This is a genomic window from Mesorhizobium sp. M0018 (genome assembly GCF_040323955.1).
Classification (GTDB): Bacteria; Pseudomonadota; Alphaproteobacteria; order Rhizobiales; family Rhizobiaceae; genus Mesorhizobium.
This window is the reverse complement of record NZ_JAMYVL010000001.1, coordinates 247,570-268,412: the sequence shown is the minus strand read 5'-3', so window position 1 is coordinate 268,412 and position 20,843 is coordinate 247,570. Positions and strand designations below refer to the sequence as shown.

18 protein-coding genes, 1 tRNA gene and 1 pseudogene are annotated in these 20,843 nt (G+C 64.1%); 5 read left to right on the top strand and 15 right to left on the bottom strand.

The window, feature by feature from the left end; all coding sequences use genetic code 11:
- Positions 1–10: 10 nt before the first annotated feature.
- Together NKJ81_RS01250 and NKJ81_RS01245 are read left to right on the top strand one after the other, a co-directional pair.
- Positions 11–925, top strand: coding sequence for an endonuclease/exonuclease/phosphatase family protein (locus NKJ81_RS01250; protein WP_352539372.1), 915 nt, complete (start codon positions 11–13; stop codon positions 923–925).
- 7 nt (positions 926–932) lie between these two features.
- Complete coding sequence (locus NKJ81_RS01245) at positions 933–1,778, top strand: EamA family transporter (RefSeq protein ID WP_352539371.1); 846 nt, start codon at positions 933–935, stop codon at positions 1,776–1,778.
- On the opposite strand, the gene NKJ81_RS01240 is transcribed toward NKJ81_RS01245, so the two are convergent.
- From NKJ81_RS01240 to NKJ81_RS01180, 13 genes and pseudogenes are all read right to left on the bottom strand, one after another.
- On the bottom strand, positions 1,779–2,090 hold the full coding sequence (locus NKJ81_RS01240; protein WP_352448247.1) for a Dabb family protein: 312 nt from the start codon (positions 2,088–2,090) through the stop codon (positions 1,779–1,781).
- Between the two features lie 10 nt (positions 2,091–2,100).
- Positions 2,101–3,730, bottom strand: a pseudogene (locus NKJ81_RS01235) (GMC family oxidoreductase).
- 12 nt (positions 3,731–3,742) lie between these two features.
- Entirely contained in the window at positions 3,743–4,504 is a 762-nt protein-coding gene (locus NKJ81_RS01230) for a 3-ketoacyl-ACP reductase (RefSeq protein ID WP_352469507.1), read from the bottom strand.
- A complete protein-coding gene (locus NKJ81_RS01225; RefSeq protein WP_352539370.1) occupies positions 4,501–6,021 on the bottom strand; it encodes a GMC oxidoreductase in 1,521 nt (506 codons plus the stop codon). Before NKJ81_RS01225 ends, NKJ81_RS01230 begins: the two co-directional genes overlap by 4 nt.
- A 5-nt stretch (positions 6,022–6,026) precedes the next feature.
- Positions 6,027–7,142 (bottom strand): ABC transporter ATP-binding protein, encoded by a 1,116-nt coding sequence (locus NKJ81_RS01220; RefSeq protein WP_023675366.1) that lies wholly within the window; start codon positions 7,140–7,142, stop codon positions 6,027–6,029.
- A gap of 4 nt (positions 7,143–7,146) precedes the next feature.
- Positions 7,147–8,091, bottom strand: coding sequence for a carbohydrate ABC transporter permease (locus NKJ81_RS01215; RefSeq protein WP_023675367.1), 945 nt, complete (start codon positions 8,089–8,091; stop codon positions 7,147–7,149).
- Complete coding sequence (locus NKJ81_RS01210) at positions 8,088–9,047, bottom strand: carbohydrate ABC transporter permease (RefSeq protein ID WP_023675368.1); 960 nt, start codon at positions 9,045–9,047, stop codon at positions 8,088–8,090. The genes NKJ81_RS01215 and NKJ81_RS01210 overlap by 4 nt, the downstream gene beginning before the upstream one ends.
- 144 nt (positions 9,048–9,191) lie before the next feature.
- A complete protein-coding gene (locus NKJ81_RS01205) occupies positions 9,192–10,445 on the bottom strand; it encodes an ABC transporter substrate-binding protein (RefSeq protein WP_031194023.1) in 1,254 nt (417 codons plus the stop codon).
- Positions 10,446–10,504: 59 nt separating this feature from the next.
- On the bottom strand, positions 10,505–12,016 hold the full coding sequence (locus NKJ81_RS01200) for an aldehyde dehydrogenase family protein (protein ID WP_352539369.1): 1,512 nt from the start codon (positions 12,014–12,016) through the stop codon (positions 10,505–10,507).
- Between the two features lie 15 nt (positions 12,017–12,031).
- On the bottom strand, positions 12,032–12,808 hold the full coding sequence (locus NKJ81_RS01195) for an enoyl-CoA hydratase/isomerase family protein (protein WP_352539368.1): 777 nt from the start codon (positions 12,806–12,808) through the stop codon (positions 12,032–12,034).
- Positions 12,801–14,402, bottom strand: coding sequence for an acyl CoA:acetate/3-ketoacid CoA transferase (locus NKJ81_RS01190; protein WP_352539367.1), 1,602 nt, complete (start codon positions 14,400–14,402; stop codon positions 12,801–12,803). The genes NKJ81_RS01195 and NKJ81_RS01190 overlap by 8 nt, the downstream gene beginning before the upstream one ends.
- The gene (locus NKJ81_RS01185; protein WP_352539366.1) at positions 14,399–15,415 is read right to left on the bottom strand and encodes a Gfo/Idh/MocA family protein; all 1,017 of its coding nucleotides are present in this window, start codon (positions 15,413–15,415) and stop codon (positions 14,399–14,401) included. Before NKJ81_RS01185 ends, NKJ81_RS01190 begins: the two co-directional genes overlap by 4 nt.
- Positions 15,412–16,467 carry a LacI family DNA-binding transcriptional regulator gene (locus NKJ81_RS01180; RefSeq protein WP_352469516.1) on the bottom strand — a complete coding sequence of 352 codons (1,056 nt, stop codon included), beginning with the start codon at positions 16,465–16,467 and terminating at the stop codon, positions 15,412–15,414. The genes NKJ81_RS01185 and NKJ81_RS01180 overlap by 4 nt, the downstream gene beginning before the upstream one ends.
- A 242-nt stretch (positions 16,468–16,709) precedes the next feature.
- On the opposite strand from NKJ81_RS01180, the gene NKJ81_RS01175 reads away from it, so the two are divergent.
- Together NKJ81_RS01175 and fcl are read left to right on the top strand one after the other, a co-directional pair.
- On the top strand, positions 16,710–17,864 hold the full coding sequence (locus tag NKJ81_RS01175) for a dihydrodipicolinate synthase family protein (protein ID WP_352539365.1): 1,155 nt from the start codon (positions 16,710–16,712) through the stop codon (positions 17,862–17,864).
- A 162-nt stretch (positions 17,865–18,026) separates the two neighbouring features.
- A complete protein-coding gene (fcl, locus tag NKJ81_RS01170) occupies positions 18,027–18,989 on the top strand; it encodes a GDP-L-fucose synthase (protein ID WP_023675376.1) in 963 nt (320 codons plus the stop codon).
- A 66-nt stretch (positions 18,990–19,055) separates the two neighbouring features.
- Here fcl and NKJ81_RS01165 read toward each other — a convergent pair.
- Together NKJ81_RS01165 and cpdR are read right to left on the bottom strand one after the other, a co-directional pair.
- Positions 19,056–19,130 (bottom strand) — tRNA-Val (locus NKJ81_RS01165).
- Between the two features lie 104 nt (positions 19,131–19,234).
- Positions 19,235–19,597, bottom strand: coding sequence for a cell cycle two-component system response regulator CpdR (gene cpdR / locus NKJ81_RS01160; protein WP_006199474.1), 363 nt, complete (start codon positions 19,595–19,597; stop codon positions 19,235–19,237).
- Positions 19,598–19,750: 153 nt separating this feature from the next.
- Here cpdR and NKJ81_RS01155 point away from each other — a divergent pair, with 153 nt between their 5' ends.
- The gene (locus NKJ81_RS01155; RefSeq protein WP_352539364.1) at positions 19,751–20,692 is read left to right on the top strand and encodes an N-formylglutamate amidohydrolase; all 942 of its coding nucleotides are present in this window, start codon (positions 19,751–19,753) and stop codon (positions 20,690–20,692) included.
- The last annotated feature ends 151 nt before the right edge of the window (positions 20,693–20,843 follow it).

Here is a 20,843-nt window from a genome sequence, read left to right as displayed (position 1 = left end):
CGGATAAGCAATGAAGCTGGTCAGCTATAACATCCAGTATGGCTTCGGCAGCGATGGCCGCTACGACCTGGCGCGTTGCGCCAAGGTCGTGGCCGGCGCCGACATCATCGCCTTGCAGGAGGTGGAACGGCACTGGTTGCGCAGCAACGAGGACGACCAGCCGGAACTTCTTTCGCAATTTCTGCCCGACTACCATTGGGTCTACGGGCCGGCCTTCGACATGGATGCCAGCCACCGGCGTGTAGGCCGCATCGTCAACCGGCGGCGGCAATTCGGCACCATGGTTCTGTCGAAGCTTCCGATCGTCTGGTCGCGGCTGCATACGCTGCCGCTCAGGCGCACGCTGCGGCCGCTCAACACCCGCAATGCCGCACTCGAATGCATGATCCGCACCCCTGCCGGTCCGGTGCGGGTGCTGTCGTTGCATCTGGCGCATATCGCGGCCGAGGAGCGGCTGGAGCAGATCGACTATTTGCTCGCCGAGCATCGCCGTGCGCCGTCCGAGGGCGGTCCATGGAGCGGCGCTGACGACGAGCCGGCGCGCAACTGGAGCAATGGCGAACAGGAGCCAGAAAACCCCGTAGCGGCGATCTGGTTGGGCGACTTCAACATGGAGCCGGACAGCGCCGAGTACCGGCGCCTTATCGGCAGCGCGCCCTATCATCGCGGTGCCGCCTATCTCGACGGTTTTGTCGATGCCGCCGCCGTCGCAATGGAACCGACAGCGGATTTCCACACCCATGTGAAGACTATCGATGGCAGGCTGGCAAAGCGCCGGCTCGACCATTGCTTCGTCGGCGGCATGTTTGCCGGGCGCGTGCGCTCGGTCAGCGCCGATATCGGCCAAATCGCTTCCGACCATTTTCCGCTCTGGGTCGATATCGACCTGGAGACGCCGATCGTCATCGGGACGGGCGGCGGATGAACCGCCGATGAGCCTGTTTGTCTTTTTCGCGGTGCTCGCCGCCGCTTCCATGCATGCGATCTGGAACGCGCTGGTCAAGGTCCATCTCGACCGTTTCCTGTCGATCACACTGATGACGCTCGGCATGGGTGCCGCTGCGCTGGTGACGTTGCCTTTCGTCGAGGTGCCGAAGCCGGAAGTGTGGCCATACATCCTCGCCTCGGTTGTCTTCCACATGGGCTACAGGACGTTCCTGATCGGCGCCTACAAGGCCGGCGATTTCGCCCAGACCTATCCGCTGGCGCGCGGCACCGCGCCATTGCTGGCCGCTTTGGGGGGCGTTGTGGTGGTTGCCGAGATGCCGGCGCCGCTCGCCATTCTCGGCATCCTCTTGTTGTCGGCGGGCACGCTGGTGCTGTCGTTTCGCGGCGGCGCGCATCTGGAGAAATTGAACCTGCGCGCCGTCGGTTTCGCGTTGGGCACATCGATCTTCATCGCCAGCTACACGCTGTCGGACGGCAGCGGCGCGCGGCTGGCCGCCACCGCGTCGAGTTATGCCGCCTGGCTGTTCGTCTGCGATGCGCTGTGGGCGCTGGTGCTATGCGTCGTCTCTCGCGGCCCACAGGCGCTGCCGGTGCTGGCGCGCGACTGGAAGGCCGGAATCTATACCGGCGTGCTCAGCGGCGGCGCCTACTGGATCGTGATGTGGGCGATGACCAAGGCGCCGATCGCCTCGGTGGCGTCGCTGCGCGAAACATCGATCCTGTTCGCCATGATGATCTCGGTCTTCGCGCTCGGCGAGAAGATGACGGCATGGCGAGGTGCCGCGGTGCTTAGCATCGTTGCCGGCGTCGTTGCGCTGAGAATGGGATAGTCACGCGATCTCCAGATCAAACACCATCAGCCCGTCGGTGCCGCCTTCGAGCGCCGCGACCAGTTTTGCGCCGGCTCGCTGATGCGCTTCATGCTCCAGATAGGCATCGCGTGCCGCAGCGTCGCGAAAGTCGATGGTGAAGCCGTGCGTGAAGCCGCGGGCGAAGGGTTCCGGGCTGGTATTAGCGCTGAATTCGACCTTGCCCATGCCGTCGATCACGGCCCGCAACGCTTCGAGATCGGCATGGATTGCCGCGCGCTCGGCGTCGGCGACATCGTTGCGAAATCTGACGAAGACACAGTGCCTGATCATTCCTTGTCCCTCATGCCGCTTGGTTGGTGGAAAACACCGCCGGCGGCAGCGGCTCGCGGCCAAGGATCAGATCGGCGCCTTTTTCGCCAACCATGATCGTCGGGGCATTGGTGTTGGAGGAGGGGATGCGCGGCATCACCGAGGCGTCGCAGACGCGCAGGCCCTCGATACCGCGCAGCCTGAGATCTGGGGTCACCACACTCATCGCATCGTGGCCCATGCGGCAGGTGCCGACCGGGTGGTGGTCGGTCTTGGAACTGCGGCAAGCGTAGTCGAACAACTCGTCGCCGCTCTGCAGGTCGGGTCCCGGCAGTACCTCGCGCAGCACAAAGGGGGCCAGCGCCTTCTGCCGCATGATCTCGCGCGCCAGCCTCAACCCTTTGATCGACATGTCGCGGTCATAGGAATCGGACCAATAATTCGGATCGATCAGCGGGCGGTCGGCCGGATCGGCACTGTTCAGCCGCACGGTGCCGCGCGAGCGCGGGCGCAGGAACGCCGAGTTCAGTGTCACGCCCGGATTGTTCAGCTTCTCGACGCCGGCCTCGATGCCGGAGCCGAGGCCGAGATGCAGCTGGATATCGGGAGAGGCGGCGGTCGGATCGGCGTACCAGAAGCCGCCGGTCTCGAACAGGCTGGAGGCTACCGGGCCTTTCTTCAGGAGCAGATACTGCAGCCCGGCCCGACGCCGTCCAGTGCAGCTTGGCGTAGTTGTCGTAGGTGTGATCGCCGGTGCATTCGGCGATGACGAACAGGTCGAGATGATCCTGCAGGTTGGAGCCGACGCCGGGCAGATCGTGCACCGGTGTCACGCCGACCGCCTTCAGATGGTCGGCCGGGCCGATGCCCGACTGCAGCAAAAGCTTCGGCGAGCCGATGGCGCCGGACGAGACGATCACCTCGCGCTCGGCGCGCAGGATCGTTGGCTGGCCGCCCGGCCTGTCGACGATCTCGACGCCGACGGCGCGGCCCTTGTCGACGACGATGCGCGTCACCAGAACGCCGGTCCTGACGGTGAGATTCTTTCGCTCGCGGATCGGCCGGAGATAGGCGACAGAGGCGGAGGAGCGCTTCGCGTCCTTCTGCGTCAGCTGATAATAACCGACGCCCTCCTGGGCTACCCCGTTGAAGTCGGGATTGAAGGGGATGCCCATCTCCTGTCCGGCACGGAAATAGGCCTCGCAGATCGGCAGCGGCGCGATCGGGTTCGATACGCCGAGCGGGCCTTGGTCGCCGTGGAAATCGTTGGCATAACGCTGGTTGTTCTCCGCGCGCTTGAAATAGGGCAGCACGTCGCGATAGCCCCAGCCAGCAAGGCCTTCTTCCTTCTCCCAGGCGTCGTAGTCGCGGGCGTTGCCGCGCGTGTAGATCTGGGCGTTGATCGAAGAGCCGCCACCGATCACCTTGGCCTGAGTGTATCGGAAGACGCGGTCTTTCATATGCTTTTGCGGCACTGTCGACCAGCCCCAGGCGGCGATGCCCTTGGTCATCTTGGCAAAACCGGCCGGCATGTGGATCAACGGATGCCAGTCCTTGCCGCCGGCTTCGAGCAGCAGCACCTGATGCGACGGATCTTCGCTCAGCCGGTTGGCGAGTACGCACCCGGCCGGGCCGGCGCCGACGATTATGTAGTCGGTCATGGCATCACCTGTTCATAGCCTCGGCACCGACAGCGCGCCGTCGATATTGATGACCGAGCCGGTCGAAAAGCCGAACTTGCCGCCGGCGAGCGCCGCCACGGCGGCACCGATATCTTCGCTCTCGCCCCAGCGCATCGCCGGCACCAGCCCGCCGTCGATCAGCCCGTCATATTTGGCGGTCACACCGGCGGTCATGTCGGTGCGGATGATGCCCGGGCGCACCTCGAACACGGCGATATTTTCGGCGGCGAGCCGCAGTGCCAGGTTCTTCACCCACATCGAAAGCCCAGCCTTGGAGATGCAGTAATCGGAACGTTCCGGCGAGGCCATGGCGGCGCTGACCGAAGTGATGGTGATGATCGATCTCGCACCATCGCTTGGCAGGCCGAGCATCGCTTTGGCGACGGCCTGGCTGAGGAATACGGTGCCGCGCAGATTGATGCCGAGCACCCGGTCGAAATTTTCCGGCTTGAGCTCGAGCAGATCGCCGCGCAGGACAGTGCCGATGCCGGCATTGTTGACCAGGCAGTCGATGCGGCCGAAGGCGCTTGTCGCGGCATCAATCAGCGCTGCGTGGCCGTCGAGGTCGGCGATGTCGCAGCTGACATAGGCGAATTTCGCGCCGCGCCCGGTGATGTCGGCGGCGAGCCCGTCTGCGGCTTCGTCAGCAAGGTCGGCGACCAGAATATCGAAGCCGGCGCTGGCCAGCGCCTCGGCACAGGCAAGGCCGATGCCGCGCGCGCCGCCGGTGACGATCGCTGCCGGGCGGCTCATGTTGCGAGCTCCGTCTTGCGGATATGGTCGGCGACGCGCAGCGCCTGTGCGGCGATCGACAGCGCCGGATTCACGGCGGCCGAATTCGGCAGGAAGCCGGCATCGACGACGAATAAATTGCTGTGGTCGAAGGAGCGGCAGAACGGATCGAGCGGCGAGGTCGCTGGATCGTTGCCCATCTTCACAGTGCCGCATTGGTGCGAGGGCGTGCGCTTGTCAAACGGACGCGACAGGACGATCGGATAGCCGCAGGCGCGGAAATTCTCGCGCATCACCTTGGTCAGTCCGTCGAGCGACTGCATGTTAGAGCGCCGCCACTGCATGACGATGTCCTTGCCGTCGACCGTGATGCGGCTCTCGGGATCGGGCAGGTCCTCGCACATCAGATACCAGTCGACGGCGTGGCCGGCCATGAAATCGAGCGCGAATTTGGGCGCGCGCCTGACATTGGCCTTGAGGATGTTGCCGTCGATCTTGCCGAGGAGCTGGACATTGCCGAGCGGCTTGCCGCCCTTGCCGTCGGACAGATAATAATCGTTCAGCATCAGCGTCTTCTGGTAGACGGATTTGTTCCGGCGGCGTGGATCGATCGCCAGCATGGCGCTCGAATTGTGGTTCATGAAGTTGCGGCCGACCTGGTCGGAACGGTTGGCCAGGCCTTTGCCACCTCCCTTGCCCTTGGAAGAAGGGGAAGGCGAACGCAGCAGGACGGCGGCTGAATTGACCGCGCCGGCCGACAGGATCACCAGCTTCGGCGCGACTTTCTTCAGCGCACCGTTCTGGCGGTAATGGACGGTCTCGATCGTCCTGGCGTCCGGCGATGCCTCGAGATATTCGACATGGGCGCCGGTCTCAAGCCGGATATTCTGATCGGCAAGGGCTGCTGCCAACGGCCCGGATTGCGCGTCGATCTTGCCGGTCCCGGTGTTGGGAAACGCGTCCCACGGCGTGCTGCCATCTTTCAGCCAGGCTTCGATGTCGACGCCGAGCGGCAGCGATGCCGGATGCAGGCCTAGGCTCTTCAACTCGGCGCGCGCACGCGCGATCGACGGCTCGTCTGGTACCGGCCCGAAAGGGTAGGGCGTAGAGTGGAACGGCTCGGTCGGGTCTTCGCCGAGTGCACCGCGCACGTGAAAAAGCTGCTCGGCCTTGGAATACCAGGGCTCGAATTCCTCATAGGAAAACGGCCAGGCCGGCGAGATGCCGCCATAGTGCTCCATCTCCGAAAAGTCTTCCCTGCGGTAGCGGATCAGCACAGCGCCGTAGAATTTCGAATTGCCGCCGACATAGTAGTAATTGCCCGGGTTGAAAGGCGCTCCGCCGGCCTCGAGCCACATCTCCTTCGGCCGATAATGGCCGTCGACGAAGATCGCGCGGGTGTCGCGTGTGTGCGGCGTTGCCGGCAGGGCTTCGCCGCGCTCCAGCATCAGGATCGAGGCGCCACTGCCGGCAAGGCCGGAGGCGATCGTGGCGCCGCCCATACCGGAGCCGATGATGACGATGTCGGGATTTGTCATGGCCGTTAGACGATGCGTTTCTCGGTCGCCGGATCGAAGAACACCGCCTTGGTCAGGTTGAAGGCGAGCGGCGTGACCGTGCCGGGCTGGATTTTGGCATCGGCGCGCAGCCGCGCCACCACCGCCTTGCCGCCGAGATTGGTGACCGCGAACGTATCCGAGCCGGCCGGCTCGATGACCTCGATGTGACAGTCGGCGCGGGCGATGTTCGAGGCGTTGCGTTCGGCACCCTCGGGATCGGTCAGTGCTTCCGGGCGGACGCCGAAGATGATCGGTTTTCCCTGGAATGCCGACAGGCCGGCCGGCGCATTGCCCAGCGGCAGCGAGATCGGCTGGCGCGCCTCGCGCTCCATGACGACGGAGAAGCCGCTGCCGTTGCTGCCGATCGTCGCCGGGATCAGGTTCATCGCCGGCGAGCCCATGAAGTCGGCAACAAACAGGTTGACCGGATTGTTATAGATTTCGGCTGGCGTGCCGAACTGCTGCACCTCGCCGTCGCGCATCACCGCGATCTTGGTGGCCAGCGTCATCGCCTCGATCTGGTCGTGGGTGACGTAGACGATGGTGGTGCCGGTGGTGGCGTGCAGGCGCTTGATCTCGATGCGCATGTCGACACGCAGCTTGGCGTCGAGATTGGACAAAGGCTCGTCGAACAGGAACAGCTTTGGATCGCGCACCAGCGCCCGGCCCATGGCGACGCGCTGGCGCTGGCCGCCGGAGAGCTGGCTTGGCTTGCGCTTCAGCAGATGGCCGATCTGCAGGACCTTCGCCACCTTGTCGATCGCCTTCTGGCGCTCGCCGGCCGGCACGCCGCGCATCTCCATGCCGAAGGCGATATTGCCGGCAACCGTCATGTTCGGATAGAGCGCGTAGCTCTGGAAGACCATGGCGATGTCGCGCTTGGAGGGGTGGAGATCGTTGATCGTGCGTCCGTCGACGCGGATTTCCCCTTCGGTGATGGTTTCCAGGCCGGCAATAGTGTTGAGCAGCGTGGACTTGCCGCAACCGGAAGGCCCGACCAGCACGAGGAAGCCGCCCTTTTCCAGGTCGAGGTCGATGCCTTTCAGGATCTCGACCGCTCCGAAACGCTTCTTCAGCCCGTCAATTTCCAGAAAAGCCATGCGATTATCCTTTGACGGCGCCGGCCATCAGGCCGCGCACGAAATAGCGGCCGGCGAGCACGTAGACGAGGAGCGTCGGCAGCGCGGCGATCATCGCCGCCGCCATGTTGACGTTGTATTCGACGACGCCGGTCGAGGTGTTGACGACATTGTTCAGCGCCACCGTCATCGGCATCACGTCGCCTGAGCCGGCATAGGCGGAAGCGAAGAGGAAGTCGTTCCAGATGTTGGTGAACTGGTAGATCACCGTCACCACGATGATCGGCAGCGAGTTGGGCAGCATTATGCGCCGGAAGATCTGGAAGAAGCTGGCGCCGTCGATCTGCGCCGCCTTCACCAGCTCGTTCGGAAACGCTTCGTAATAATTGCGGAAGAACAGGGTGGTGAAGCCGATGCCGTAGACGACGTGAACGAACACCAGGTTCACGGTCGGATTGCCGAAGCCGAAGGTGAGGCCGGTCGCGTTCTGCAGCTTGACGCCGAACCGGCCGAGGCTGCCGAGGATCGTTGCCATCGGCAAGAGGACGGACTGGAACGGAATGAAGCAGGCAAACAGCATCAGCCCGAACACCAGCGTCGCCCCGCGAAAGCGCCACTTCGTCAGCACATAGCCGTTGAGCGCGCCGAGCAGGGTCGAGATGATGACGGCCGGAACCACCATCTTGATCGAGTTCCAGAAATAACCCTTCATGCCGACGCAGGTGAGACCCGAGCAAACCTCGCTCCACGCCCTTATCCAAGGTGCGAAGGTCGGCTCCTGCGGCAGCGCCAGCATGTTGCCGTTCTGGATTTCGTCCATGGTCTTGAACGAGGTCACAAGCATGACGAACAGCGGCATCAGATAGAACAGCGCGAACAGCGCCAGCAGCCCGTAGATGACAATACGGTTGACCGTCCTGGCGCTGATACCGCCAGTGCTCTGGCGAGCAGGAGTGGCCACGGCGCTCATCGCGGCTTCTCCCGAAGCTCGGAATAGAGATAGGGAACGATGATCGCGGTGATGGTCATCAGCATGATCACGGCGCTGGCCGAGCCGACGGCCATCTCGTTGCGCTTGAAGGTGTACTCATACATGAAGTTGGACGGCAGCCAGGCCGAACCGCCCGGCCCGCCGCTGGTCAGCGCGACCACCAGATCGTAGGATTTGATGGCGAGATGCGCGAGGACGATCAAGGCGGACAGGAAGATCGGCCGCAGCAGCGGGATGACGATGCGACGGTAGAGCTGGAAGGTGGTGGCGCCGTCGATCTGCGCCGCCTTCAGGATCTCGCCGTCGATGCCGCGCAGGCCGGCCAGGAACATCGCCATGATGAAGCCCGACGCCTGCCAGACGCCGGCGATGACCACCGTGTAGATGACGAAATCCTTGTTCTTGATCCAGTCGAAATGGAAGCTCGTCCAGCCCCATTGGTGCAGTGTCTGCTCGAGGCCGAGGCCGGGGTCCAGAAACCATTTCCAGGCAACGCCGGTGACGATGAACGACAGTGCCATCGGGTAGAGGTAGATCGGCCGCAGCACACCTTCGCCGCGGATCTTCTGGTCGAGCAGGATCGCCAGGAACAGGCCGAGCGCCAGGCAAATGGAAATGTAGAGGAAGCCGAAAATCCCCATATTGGTGATCGACGTGTACCAGGAGGACGGCGGATCGCTTTCGAAAGTCCAGCGCCATAGCCGCTGATAGGCGCGTGGCCCGGTGATCGCATAGGAGGGAAAGGTCTTGGAATTGGTGAAGGACAGATAGATCGTCCACAGGATGAAGCCGTAGACGAAGACGATTGTGGCGGCGAAGCTCGGCGCCAGCACGAGCTTCGGCAGCGCGTCCTGAAGGCGCGAGCGCACCGTGGCGCCCGGACGGGCATCGTGCTCCGGCGTCAGCGTGATACTGGTTTCAGCAACTGTGCTCATCTGTCCATTCCGTATGGCGGGTCCGGAATTCTGCTGTCTCGGGCTCTGCGGCACGAAAGCGTGCCGGTCGGCGCAACCGCAAAACCTCGCCGCAGGGGATCTCCCCGGCTTGCGCCGGGGAGATCATTCACATGGGCGGGTGCCTTACTTGGCGTCTTCGATCGCGCTGACCAGTTGGGTCACGGCCTCGTCCGAGGTCTTGATCTGGCCGTGCACGAATTTCGAGACGACATCCTTGTAGGCGTTGGCAACCGCGGGAGGCGCGCCATAGCCCTGCGCCAGCGAACCGAACAGCGTGCCGCCTTCATTGGCGGCCTTCAGGTCGGCCATGCCCTTCTTGCCGCAAGCGTCGAAGTCGGTGTCCGGCACGTCGGTGCGGGCCGGGACAGAGCCCTTGACGACGTTGAAGGCCGACTGGAAGCTCTTCGACAGCGTGGCGGTGGCCAGGGCGATCTGGGCGGCCTTGCGGTCCTCCGGAACGTTGAACATGCCGAACATGTCGGAGTTGTAGACGACGCTGCCGTCGGTGCCCGGGAAGCGGTAGCACAGGAAGTCGGTGCCCGGGACCTTCTTGGCGGCGTTGAATTCGCCCTTGGCCCAGTCACCCATCACCTGCACCAGCGCATCGCCCTTGATGACCATGGCGGTGGCGAGGTTCCAGTCCCGGCCCGAGAAGTTCGGGTCGACATAGGTGACGAGCTTGGCGAGATTGTCGAACGACTTCTTCATCGTGTCGGACTTCAGCGACTCCTCGTCGAGGTCGTTGAAGGCCTTCTTGTAGAACTCAGGCCCGCCGGTCGACAGCACGACTGAGTCGAACATTGTCGCTTCCTGCCAGTTCTGGCCGCCCAGCGCGAGCGGGATGACGCCCGCCGCCTTGGCTTTGTCCAGCAACGCAATGAAGTCGTCGAAGGTCTTGGGCTCGGTGCCGCCGATCTTGTCCATCACCGCCTTGTTGATCCATAGCCAGTTGACCGAGTGGACATTGACCGGAGCCGCGACCCACTTGCCGTCATAGACGGAGAATTTCTGCAGGGCCGCGGGAACGGACTTGTCCCAGCCTTCCTTTATCGCCGTCTCGGTCAGGTCGCCCATAACGCCGGCTGCGGCGTAATCGAGCACGGTATAGCCAAGCATCTGCGAGGCGGTCGGGTAGTTGCCCGCTGCCACCATCGCCTTCAGCGCGGTCATGGCAGCGTCGCCGCCGCCGCCGGCCACCGGCACGTCCTTCCAGGCAAAGCCTTCCTTGGCCAGATCCTGCTTGAGCACGTTCAGAGCGGCAGCTTCGCCGCCCGACGTCCACCAATGCAGCATCTGGACTTCCTTGACGTCCTCGGCATGGGCCGCGAACGCAACGCCCGATGCGAGAGCCGTCCCGATAAGCAGTTTGCGCAACATGTACTTCCTCCCTTGTTGAACTTACACGACCGGCGGATGCCCGCCGGGTTCTTCCCAACTCAGCCGACCCACCATCCGGTGCGCTGGCCGCGATGAAACTGGATTGTCTTTTCCTCGGTATAATCCTCGACGGCGCGCTTGCCGAGTTCGCGTCCGAGACCGGACTGCTTGTAGCCGCCGAAAGGCAGCTCGGGGTAACCCTCCATGAACGTGTTCACCCAAACGGTTCCCGAACGCACATTCCGCGCCACCGACATGCAGGTATCGATGCTGGCGCTCCACACGCCCGCCGACAGACCATAGGGCGTGTTGTTGGCGATGTGCAACGCCCTTTCAATCGATTCAAAAGTCAGCACCGAGAGCACCGGACCGAACACTTCCTCGCGTGCAATGGCCATGTCTTCGGTGACATCGCGAACGATGGTCGGATCAAGATACTGGCCGGCGCTCGAAGCAAGCTGATTGCCGCCGCTACAGATCCGGCCGCCGCCGTTTTCCGCTGCCGTCACGTAGCCGGTGACCTTGGCCATATGGTCGGCGGAGATCATCGCGCCGACCTTGGTGCGGTCGTCGAGCGGGTCGCCGACAACCACCTTGGCGGTGAGGGCATTGACGGCGCCGAGGAACTCGTCGGCGATCGCCTCATGGACGATCAGCCGGCTGCCGGCATTGCAGCATTCGCCGGCATTGAAAAAGCCGCCGAACACCGCCGCGTCGGCGGCGGCCTCGAGGTCGGCATCGGGAAAGACGATCTGGCCGTTCTTGCCGCCGAGCTCCATCGCGACTTTCTTCAGCGAGTTGGCGGCAGACGCCATGGTCATCTTGCCGACGCGGGTGGAGCCGGTGAACGACACCATCTCGACCAGCGGATGGCTGACCATCGGTGCGCCGACATCGGCGCCCAACCCGGCAAGGATGTTGACGACGCCATTCGGCAGGCCGGCCTGCATCAGGATCTCGCCGAGCACAAAGGTCGAGGCCGAGGTCATCTCGCTCGGCTTGACCACCGCCGTGCAGCCGGCGGCGAGCGCGAAGGGCAGCTTCTGGCTGACGATAAGGAACGGGAAATTCCACGGCGTGATGATGGAGACGACGCCGATCGGTTCGCGCAACACGACGCCGAGCATGGCATCGCCGAGATTGGCGTAGCTTTCGCCGTGAAGCGTGCGGGCAAGTGCCGCGGCATAACGCCAGATATCGACGGCGCCGCCGATCTCGCCGCGCGCCTGCGCAATCGGTTTGCCGGATTCCAGTGCGTCGAGCCGGGCAATCTCGTCCAGCCGCGCCTCGATCAGGTCAGCAGCCTTGAGCAGGATCGCGGCGCGCTCGGCGGCCTTCATGCGCGGCCACGGGCCGGTCTCGAAGGCCCTGTGCGCGGCCTGTACCGCAGCCTCCACGTCCGCCGCGCCGGCTTGTGCATAGCGCGAGACGGTGAAGCCGTGGCCAGGGCTGCTGCGCTCCAGCGTGCGGCCGTCCTGGGCGTCGACGAACCTGCCGCCGATCAGCAGCCGGTAGCTTTTCGGCGCTGCGGCTGCCTCGGCGGGTATGGCGATGTTGAGGGGTGCGTTCATGTGATTTCCAGGTTCCTAAGATCTTGAGAACGCCGGCTTCTGCTTGGCCTTGAAAGCCTCGACGCCGGTCCTGAGATCGCTTGTCAGCGCGATGAAGCCGCTGGCCAGCGCTTCGGTCGCGGCAGCACTCTCTTCGCCCTCGGCGATGGCAATCATCAGCTTGGCGGCTTCGGTCGCGAGCGGGCCGCGCTCGGCGATCTTGCCGGCCCAGGCCTTGGCTTCGGCGAACGCCTTGCCGGTCTCGACCACCCGGTCGACAATCCCCACTGCCATCGCATCGGTAGCCAGAAACACCTCGCCGCCGAGCGCCATCCGCCGCACTGCCTGCGCACCGAAGCGGCGCACGGCGCGCTGGGTGCCGGACCAGCCGGGAACGACGCCGATCGAGGTTTCGGGGAACCCCAGTTTCACCTGCGTTTCTGCCACGCGAAAGTCGCAAGCCGCCGCCAGTTCCAGCCCGCCGCCCAGCGCATGGCCGGCAAGAACGGCGATGGTCGGCTGCCGCAGCCGCGCCAGCCGGTCGAAGACGCGGTGGCCGTAGCGCACCCATTGCACCTGGAAATCGGCAGCGCTCATTTCTGCCCAAGCCTCGACGTCGCCGCCAGCGCAAAAGCCCTTGCCTTCGCCGCAGACCAGCACGACGCGGACGCCGGTTGCTGTCTCGGCCTCGTCGAATGCCGCTTCCAGCGCCCGCAGCATCGGAATATCGAGCGCGTTGAATTTCTCCGGCCGGCGCAGCGTGACAATGCCTATGGCGCCGTCGGTTTCAAAGGTTACCAGACGCTCAGCCATGTGCGCCTCCAAGCGACGCGCCGCCATTGAGCGATAGGCCGATCGGCCGGGCCCGGTAGAGCGCATCCGGCGTCACTTTCAGGTCGTTGGCGACGGCGAGCGGGATCTCGGCCTGCGCCAGCACATCGCGCTCGAGGTCGATGCCCGGCGCCAACTCGGTCACCATCAGCCCCGCAGGCGTCAGCTTCATCACGCAGCGCTCGGTGACATAGGTGATATCCTGTCCCTGCGCGACGGCACGCTTGCCCGAGAAGGAGATATGCTCGACCTCGCCGACGACCTTCTTGACCTTGCCCTCCTGGTCGATGCGGATGCCGCCACCGGCAAGCGACAACTTGGCGCCGGCATTGAAGAAACCGGAAAAGACGATCTTCTTCGCCCGCGCGGTGATGTCGACGAAGCCGCCGGCGCCGGCGGTGACATGGGGCCGCGCCGAAAGCTTCGAGACATTGACCGAGCCGTGCCGGTCGATCTGCAGGAAGGACAGCAGCGAGGCGTCGAAGCCGCCGGCCTGGAAATAGATGAACTGGTGCGGCGAAGGCATGAAGGCATCGGCGTTCGACGAGCAGCCGAACTTGAAATCGAGCAGCGGCACGCCGCCGACCGCGCCCTGTTCGATGACCCAGGTGACCTTGCCGTGCTGGCCTTCCTCGAGCAGGATGCGCGGCACATTGGCCGAGATGCCGAACCCGATATTGACCGCCATGCCGTCGGCAAGCTCCATGGCGACGCGGCGCGCAATGACCTTCTGGACGTTCATCTCGGCGTTGCGAAAGCTCGACAGCGGCCGGAAGATCTCGCCGGAGATGGCCGGATCATAGGGCGTCAGCGTCGTCTGCAACTGGTCGGGCGCCACCACGATATGGTCGACCAGCACGCCGGGCACGCGCACATCGTGCGGCTTCAGCGTGCCGTTCTCGACGATGCGCTTGACCTGCGCGATGACGATGCCGCCATTGTTGCGGGCGGCCAGCGCCTGTTCGAGGCCGCCGAGATAGGCACCCTCATGCTCATAGGTAAGGTTGCCGCGCTCGTCGGCCGTGGTGGCGCGAATGATCGCGACCTGAGGTACGATCGAGCGGAAATAGAGCCACTCCTCGCCATCGAACTGCTGCACCGAAACGATCGGCTCGCTGGCGGCCGCGTTCATGGCGCAACCCTGATGGCGCGGGTCGGCAAAGGTATCGAGCCCGATCTTGGTCAGCACGCCGGGACGCTTGGCGGCGGCTTCGCGGTGCATGTCGAACAGGATGCCGGACGGCACGTTGTAGGCGGCGACCATATTGTCGCCGATCATCTTCCAGATCTGCGGCGGTTCGGAAGATGACGGCCCGGATGGATAGGAGCCGCACAACGTGCGCTTCAACAGGCCGGGCTTGGCTAGATGGTCGATGCCCTTGATGCCGTACATGTCACCGGCGGCGATCGGGTGCAGCGTCGTGATGTCCCTAGGATGGCCTTCGGCGTCGAAGCGCTCGCCGATCGCGGCAAGCACCGCATCCGGGCAGCCGAGGCCGCTCGACGACGACACGGAAACGACCACGCCATCTTTGATCAGGCCGGCAGCCTCAGCCGCGGAAACGAGTTTGCTCACGCTGCGCTCCCGAGCTTCGGGTCGATGGCAACGGCCTTGCCGGACCTGGCCGACTGCAATGCCGCTTCGGCTGATGTCAGCGACCAGACGCCGTCCTCGCCGGTGGCGGAAGGCTGGCCCTCGCCGCGGATCGCCGCGTGGTATTGGCGCAGCGAACGGGCATAGAGGTCTTCGCGGTCGAAGCTCAATTCCTCTTCGTCTTGTGCCGTGCGAAGCAACACAGAGCCGAGCGGCTTCTGCGTCATCACGTCCTTGGCGATCAGCGAGCCTTCGCTGCCATGCACCTCGAAGCCGGTGCCGGCGAATTTGGTGGTGAAGCCCTCATGCGATTGGGCAATGATCCCCGATCCGAAGCGCCAGAGGCACATGGCGCCGTCTTCCAGCCCGCCGGCGGCCATGCCGGCCGACTGCGTGAATGCCGAGATCTCGACGGGATCGTCGCCGAGCACGAAGCGCAGCGTGTCGGCATCGTGGACGGTGATGTCGAGCACCACGCCGCCGCCGGCGTCCGGCCTGGTGATGCGCCAGCCCTGCAGGTTTTCCGGCAGATAGACGGAGTGGAACACGCGCGCGGCGATCGGCCTGCCGATGCGGCCGGCAGCGATCGCTTCGCGCATCGCCCGATGCGAGCCGGCATTGCGCAGGTGGTGATTGGTGCCGAGCACGACGCCGGCGGCCCTGGCCGCCGCGACCATCTTGCGCGCGTCGGCGCTGGTCAGCGCCAGTGGTTTTTCGCAAAGCACATGCTTTCCCGCCTCGATGGCGGCGAGTGCCTGTTCGAGATGCAATTCGTTGGTGGTCGAGATGTAGACGGCGTCGATGTCGGAGCCGAGCAATTCATCAATCGTCGCGACCGCCGCCGGAATGCGGTTTTCCAGAGCATAGGCGGTAGCCCGCTCCGGGCTGGAGCTCATCACCGCGGCGATCTCGCCGTCCGGCTGCGCGCGGATGGCGCCGATCATGAACTGTCTTGCGATCGTGCTGGCGCCGATCAGCCCCCAACTGACGGTCATGCCGCGTCTCCCATTCCTGCGCAGCCATGCTCCTTGCGATCGGGGCCGCAGCTTTCCCTGACCACGAGGTTGACGGCGCCGATATGATCCTCGGCGCGCGTGGTGCGCGATTGGATCATCTTCAGCACGACATGGGCGGCGCGCTCGCCGAGGCCGGCGGTGTTCACCGCGACGCTGGTCAGCGCCGGCATATAGTGCTCGGCCTCGGCGACGTCGTCGAAGCCGACGACGGCAAAGTCCGCGCCGGGTTCCAGGCCGCGCTTGCGCAGCGCCAGCAAGACGCCGAAGGCGACCGCATCGTTGAAGCAAAGGGCCGCGGTCGGCGGCGCGGCCATGGCAAGTGCGGTTTCCAGGCAGGCAATACCGCCCTTGCGGCTGGTTTCGCCCTCGAAGACCAGCCTGTCGGCCGGATCGATGCCGAGCGCTTCACAGGCCTCGCGAAAGCCGCCCAGGCGTTCGTGATAGACGACAAGGTCGGACGAGCCGCCGAAGAAGGCCAGCCGGCTGTGGCCCTTGCCGATCAGATGGGCGGTGGCAAGATAAGCGCCGCGATGATTGTCGGGCGTGATCACCGGGATGCGGCTTTCGGGAAGCCGGCGCATGACGAAGACGACCGGAACGCCTGCGGTCTCAAGGCGACGGAACGCGCCAGGCGTGGTGCCGCGCGCCGGCGACACGACGAGCCCGGCGACACCCTGCTCCATCAACGATTTCAGAACCTCTTCCTGGCGCACCGGGTTTTCGGCCGTATTGGCGATGAAAGGCACGACGCCGGCCGACTGGAAGACGCGCTCCATGCCGACCGCGAGCTCGGCGAAAAACGGATTGGTGAGATCGTTGATGACCATGCCGATGACGTTGGAATGGGCCTTGCGCAGATTGGCGGCGCCGCGGTTGTAGACATAGCCGACGTCCTCGATCGCCTTGCGCACCTTGAGCGCGGTTTCGGGCCGGATCAGCCCGCTGCCTTGCAGCACCAGCGATACCGTCGATTTGGACACGCCCGCCTCACGGGCGATGTCGAGTATCGTTGCCTTGGCCCGGCTGGCCATCCAGATCTGTCCTCCCGGTGGTTTCTTGTGCGATTTTATTGGAACGATCTAATCCCTGCGGCGCATTTGAGTCAATCGCGTTTTTGCGAAGCCGGGAAAAATGCGGCTCGGCGGCGCAATCCTCCGGCAAGCAGGGCTTTCGGCTACTGCGATGCAGCAATTTTCGCTGCACGAGGCAGGGGGCAAAATATCTTGATTTGTTGGAACGTTCCATTTAATAGGCATTGGTAGGGGAGAGAGCCATGGACATCACCTTGCCCGGGGAAGGCGCCAGCCGTGTCCGCTACCGGCTTGTCGGCCAGCCGGTGCAGCCGGTGGCCGGCGCTCGCTTCTCGCGCATCGCCTACGCCGCCGCCCATGTCGTTGCCGATCCCCTCGCCATGACCGATCCGTGGTCGAGGCCCGCGGTCGACTGGGACAAGACGATGGCGTTTCGCCGTCACCTCTGGCGGCTTGGCTTCCGTGTCGCCGAAGCGATGGACACCTCTCAGCGCGGCATGGGTTTCGACTGGGCGAATGCCAAGGAATTGATCCGCCGCTCGATCGCCGAGGCGCGCAGCGTCGAAGGCGCCGATCTTGCGTCGGGCGCCGGCACCGACCATCTGGCGCCGGGGGGCGCCAGCAGGCTAGATGATGTCATCGCGGCCTATGAAGAACAGCTCGGCTTCATCGAAGGGCTTGGCGGCAAGGCGATCATGATGGCCAGCCGGGCGCTGGCGGCGGTCGCCAAAGGCCCCGACGACTATATCGGCGTCTACGACCGCATCCTGTCCCAGGCCTCCGGCAAGGTCATCCTGCACTGGCTGGGCGACATGTTCGACCCGGCGCTGAAAGGCTACTGGGGCAGCAGCGACTTCGAAACTGCGCTGGAGACGGTGGTCGCGATCATCGAACGCCATGCCGGCAAGGTCGAAGGCATAAAGATATCGCTGCTCGATGCCGGCAAGGAGATTGCGCTCAGGGATCGGCTGCCCGAGGGCGTGCTGATGTTCACCGGCGACGATTTCAATTACCCCGAGCTGATCGCCGGCGACGGCGACAGACATTCGCACGCGCTGCTCGGCATTTTCGATGCCATCGCGCCGGTCGCCAATGCAGCGCTGGCAAAGCTGGCCGACGGCGACCGCGCGGGCTACGACGCGCTGATGGCCCCGACAGTGCCGCTGTCGCGCAAGATCTTCGAGGCGCCGACCGAATACTACAAGGCCGGCATCGTCTTCATGGCATGGCTGAACGGCCATCAGGAGCATTTTTCGATGGTCGGCGGCATGCAATCGGCGCGCGGCATCCGTCACTATGCCGATCTCTTTCGCCTTGCCGACCAGGCAGGGTTGCTGGCCGACCCCGAGCTTGCCATTGCCAGAATGACAAGCCTCTGCACGGTAGCGGGCGTCTGATCGCGAGCGCTACAGCGTCCGATCCAAAGGTTGCTTCGGGTGGCTTTGCGATTTGCCTTGTCTGGGCAAATCTGTATGCGGTATGCGTCCGGCAACAGAGAAGCCGATCCGGCGCTCCGCCGGCCAACTGGCATAGCTGCCGTTCTGCATTGGGGTAAGCTGATGACCTTCGACCTTCAGGGCAAGCGCGTTTTCGTGGCCGGACATCGCGGCATGGTCGGCTCGGCCATCCTGCGCCGATTGGCCGACGAGGATTGCGAGGTCCTGACCGCCTCGCGCGCCGAACTCGATCTTCTCGACCAGGCCGGCGTGCGGCGCTGGATGGCCGACCGCAAGCCGGATGCAGTGGTGATGGCGGCGGCCAAGGTTGGCGGTATCCTGGCCAACAACAGGCTTCCCGTCGATTTCCTGCAGGACAATCTCGTCATGCAGAACAATGTCATCGACAGCGCCTTCCGCAACGAGGTGCAGAAGCTGCTGTTTCTCGGTTCATCCTGCATCTATCCCAAATTCGCGGCGCAGCCGATCTCCGAGGACGCCTTGCTGACCGGGCCGCTCGAGCCCACCAACGAATGGTATGCGATCGCCAAGATCGCCGGGCTGAAACTGTGCCAGGCCTATCGGCGCCAGTACGGCGTCGACTACATCTCGGCGATGCCGACCAATCTCTACGGTCCGGGCGACAATTTCGACCTCAATTCCAGCCATGTCGTGCCCGCTCTGATGCGCAAGGCGCACGAGGCCAGGCGCGCCGGCCGCAAGAGCCTGGAGGTGTGGGGATCAGGCACGCCGATGCGCGAATTCCTGCATGTCGACGACGCCGCCGACGCGCTGGTCTGGTTGCTGAAGAATTATTCGGGCGACAGCCACATCAATGTCGGCTCGGGGGAAGACATCACCATTGCCGATCTTGCCCGCACCATCGTGTCGGTCGCTGGCGCCGATGCCGCAATAACATTCGATGCGACGAAGCCGGACGGCACGCCGCGCAAGCTGATGGACGTGTCGCGTCTGTTCGCCACCGGCTGGCGCCCGCGCTACTCGCTGCGCAGCGGGTTGGAACAGACCTATGCCTGGTTTCTGGAGCACGTCGAGACCGGCGATCTGCGCCTCGGTGCGGCCTGAGGCCGGTATTGGCCGGGAACCTCAGTCGACGAAAAATACCGACGGCCAATTGAGGGATTATTTGGATGGTGGGCGTGACAGGGATTGAACCTGTGACCCCTGCAATGTCAATGCAGTGCTCTCCCGCTGAGCTACACGCCCATCCGAAGCCGCGCATACACCATTTTTGGTTCGGCACGTCAATAGCGGGGAAAGGGAAAGAACGCCTGGCTTGCGGCGTCGGTCAAGACGCGAGAAAAAACGCGTCAGGCGGCCTGCAGCATCTTTTCGACTTCGTTGACGAGGTCGCGCAGGTGGAACGGCTTCGATAGCACCTTGGCGTCTTTCGGCGCCTTGGAATCAGGGTTCAGCGCGACGGCGGCGAAGCCGGTGATGAACATCACCTTGAGGTCGGGATCGATCTCCGTGGCGCGTCGGGCGAGCTCGATGCCATCCATCTCGGGCATGACGATGTCGGTCAAAAGCAGCGAAAAAGGTTCCTCGCGCAGCCGCTCATAGGCGCTGGCGCCATTGTCGAAATCGCTGACCTGATAACCGGCGCGCTCCAGCGCCTTGACGAGGAACCGGCGCATGTCGTCGTCGTCTTCCGCCAGCAGAATGCGTGCCATGTTGTCCCGTCCGAATCACCCAACCGACAATGCCGTTCGGCAAGCCCGTTAACCATGCTGTATATGAGGAGGTGACGGTAAACATCAAGTGAACGTTGGCCGCACAATCCTGATTTGGCTGGCGCTTCGGCGGCTGGACATGCGGGCGGCGAGGTGGCACTTTCCCATCATGATGCATTGGTATTCCCGGGTTCGTCCAAATTGAAAACGGCAGCCGAGGATTTTTCGGTCGTTCCACCCTTCGAAATCCGATCGGGCGCCGAACAGCGCGTTCCCTTCCTCTTCAACTCGCCGCATAGCGGCCGCTACTATCCGGACCGGTTCATGGCTATGGCCAAGCTGGACCGCAACGCCATCCGCCGCTCCGAGGACTGCTATGTCGAGGAATTGTTCGGCGGCGCCGTCGCGCTCGGAGCGCCGATGCTGGCGGCAAACTTCCCGCGCGCCTATCTCGACGTCAATCGGGAGCCGTGGGAACTCGACCCGCGCATGTTCGCCGAACCGGTGCCGTCATTCTGCAACATCCGCTCGGCGCGGGTGGCCGGCGGGCTCGGCACCGTGCCCAAGCTGGTCGGCGAGGGGCTCGACATCTATTCCGGCCGCTTGCCGCTGGCGGAAGCCGTGGCGCGCATCGAAGCGGTCTACAAGCCCTATCACGAGACGCTGAAACGGCTTTTGACCAGAACCCATGCGCGCTTCGGCTACGCCGTGCTGATTGACTGCCACTCGATGCCGGCAAGCATAAGGGTCGGCGACAGCGGATTGCGGCCGGATTTCATCGTCGGCGACCGTTTCGGCATCTCGGCCGCGGCGGCGTTGACCGAGACGGCGATCGGCCTGCTCACCGGCATGGGCTACAGCGTCGCCCACAACAAGCCCTATGCCGGAGGCTTCATTACCGAGCACTATGGCCGCCCCGTGCGCCATCTGCATGCGCTGCAGATCGAGGTCAATCGCGGGCTCTACATGAATGAGCGGACGTTCCAGAGATCGGCTGGTTTCGACGCACTGGCCGACGATCTGGCGCGGTTTTCGGCCGAACTGATGGCGATGCCCGATCACAATTTCATGGATCTGCCGCTGGCCGCCGAATAGCCGCGGAATCGCGGTACCGCCGCTCATGCGGCAGCGTAAAAAAAGACCGCATCGTTTTCACGACACGGTCGAAGTCTAGGGAGGAAACGCCCAAGGAGGGCATGGACAGGAACCCCTGTCCGAGAACAAACGTATTGTGCGCTGCACAAAT

Bases quoted from the DNA above. Each gene is read 5' to 3' on its own strand.
- cpdR (WP_006199474.1), bottom strand. From the start codon at position 19,597: ATGGCACGCATTCTGCTGGCGGAAGACGACGACGACATGCGCCGGTTC.
- NKJ81_RS01185 (WP_352539366.1), bottom strand. From the start codon at position 15,415: ATGACCGTCAGTTGGGGGCTGATCGGCGCCAGCACGATCGCAAGACAG.
- NKJ81_RS01210 (WP_023675368.1), bottom strand. From the start codon at position 9,047: ATGAGCACAGTTGCTGAAACCAGTATCACGCTGACGCCGGAGCACGAT.
- NKJ81_RS01215 (WP_023675367.1), bottom strand. From the start codon at position 8,091: ATGAGCGCCGTGGCCACTCCTGCTCGCCAGAGCACTGGCGGTATCAGC.
- NKJ81_RS01220 (WP_023675366.1), bottom strand. From the start codon at position 7,142: ATGGCTTTTCTGGAAATTGACGGGCTGAAGAAGCGTTTCGGAGCGGTC.
- NKJ81_RS01200 (WP_352539369.1), bottom strand. From the start codon at position 12,016: ATGAACGCACCCCTCAACATCGCCATACCCGCCGAGGCAGCCGCAGCG.
- NKJ81_RS01250 (WP_352539372.1), top strand. From the start codon at position 11: ATGAAGCTGGTCAGCTATAACATCCAGTATGGCTTCGGCAGCGATGGC.
- NKJ81_RS01205 (WP_031194023.1), bottom strand. From the start codon at position 10,445: ATGTTGCGCAAACTGCTTATCGGGACGGCTCTCGCATCGGGCGTTGCG.
- NKJ81_RS01180 (WP_352469516.1), bottom strand. From the start codon at position 16,467: ATGGCCAGCCGGGCCAAGGCAACGATACTCGACATCGCCCGTGAGGCG.
- NKJ81_RS01175 (WP_352539365.1), top strand. From the start codon at position 16,710: ATGGACATCACCTTGCCCGGGGAAGGCGCCAGCCGTGTCCGCTACCGG.
- NKJ81_RS01225 (WP_352539370.1), bottom strand. From the start codon at position 6,021: ATGACAAATCCCGACATCGTCATCATCGGCTCCGGTATGGGCGGCGCC.
- NKJ81_RS01195 (WP_352539368.1), bottom strand. From the start codon at position 12,808: ATGGCTGAGCGTCTGGTAACCTTTGAAACCGACGGCGCCATAGGCATT.
- NKJ81_RS01245 (WP_352539371.1), top strand. From the start codon at position 933: ATGAGCCTGTTTGTCTTTTTCGCGGTGCTCGCCGCCGCTTCCATGCAT.
- NKJ81_RS01230 (WP_352469507.1), bottom strand. From the start codon at position 4,504: ATGAGCCGCCCGGCAGCGATCGTCACCGGCGGCGCGCGCGGCATCGGC.
- NKJ81_RS01240 (WP_352448247.1), bottom strand. From the start codon at position 2,090: ATGATCAGGCACTGTGTCTTCGTCAGATTTCGCAACGATGTCGCCGAC.
- fcl (WP_023675376.1), top strand. From the start codon at position 18,027: ATGACCTTCGACCTTCAGGGCAAGCGCGTTTTCGTGGCCGGACATCGC.